This window comes from Pseudomonas sp. 05N434, assembly GCF_056396965.1.
In genome coordinates, this window is record NZ_JBFTMK010000821.1 from 1 (window position 1) to 1,480 (window position 1,480).

The 1,480-nt window shown below is 62.9% G+C and carries 1 protein-coding gene; it reads left to right on the forward strand.

Going from position 1 to position 1,480, the window contains the following annotated elements; translation table 11 throughout:
• On the forward strand, positions 1-1,480 hold a 1,480-nt coding region (locus AC1DLB_RS29750), incomplete at both ends, for an Ig-like domain-containing protein (RefSeq protein WP_477786259.1).

A 1,480-nucleotide genomic window follows, 5' to 3' on the forward strand; every position in this document is an offset into this window, starting at 1 on the left:
GTGAAGCGGTGACCGGTTTCACCAATGCCGACCTGACCATCGCCAACGGTACGCTCACGGCAGTGAGCAGCAGCGATGGCGGCATCACCTGGACCGCGACCTTCACCCCAACCGCCGGCGTGAATGACACGAGCAACGTCATCACCCTGAACAATACCGGTGTGACCGATGTGGCCGGCAACACCGGCAGTGGCACCACCAACTCGGGCAACTACACCATCGATACGGTGCTGCCAACGGCCACCATCGTGGTGGCCGACAACGCGCTGAAAATCGGTGAAACGTCGCTGGTGACCATTACCTTCAGTGAAGCGGTGACCGGTTTCACCAATGCCGACCTGACCATCGCCAACGGTACGCTCACGGCAGTGAGCAGCAGCGATGGCGGCATCACCTGGACGGCSAYGTTCACCCCGACYGCCAGCATCACCGACGCGACCAACCTGATCACCCTGGACAACACCGGCGTGCAGGCGGCCGCCTCCGGTAACGTGGGCAGCGGCACTACCGATTCCAACAACTACGCCATCGACACCGTGCGCCCGACGGCTACCATCGTGGTCGCGGACACGGCGCTGCAAATCGGCGAAACCTCGCTCGTGACCATCACCTTCAGCGAAGCGGTGAGCGGTTTTACCAACGCCGACCTGACCATCGCCAACGGTACGCTGAGCGCGGTGAGCAGCGGCGATGGCGGCATCACCTGGACGGCGACCTTCACGCCTTCGGCGGGCATCAACGACACCACTAACCTGATCACCCTGGACAACACCGGGATCAGCGACCTGGCGGGCAACGCCGGCAGCGGCACCACTGATTCCAACAACTACGCCATCGACAGCCAGCGTCCGACGGCCACCATCGTGTTGAGTGATTCGACCTTGAAACCGGGGGAAACGGCCCTGGTGACCATCACCTTCAGCGAAGCGGTGACGGGTTTCGACAACAGTGACTTGAGCGTCGCCAACGGGACCTTGAGCGCGGTGAGCAGCAGCGACGGCGGCATCACCTGGACCGCGACCTTCACCCCGACTGCCGGGGTTACCGACGCCAGCAACATCATTACCCTGAACAACAGCGGCGTGTCGGACGTGGCCGGCAACACTGGAGCGGGCACCACCAACTCGGCCAACTATGTGGTGGAAACCCAGGTGCCGACCGCCACCATCGTCGTTGCCGACAGTGCCCTCAAGGCCGGTGAAACCTCGCTGGTGACCATTACCTTCAGCGAAGCGGTGAGCGGTTTCACCAATGCTGACCTGACGGTCGCCAACGGCACCCTCAGCAGTGTTTCTTCCAGCGATGGCGGCGTGACCTGGACGGCGACTTTCACGCCTGCCGCCAGCGTCACGGACACCACTAACCTGATCCGCCTGGACAACAGCGGTGTGACCAACGTGTCGGGCAACAGCGGCGTCGGTGTGACCGACTCCAACAACTACGCCATCGACACCGTGCGTCCAACCGCGACCATTGTGGT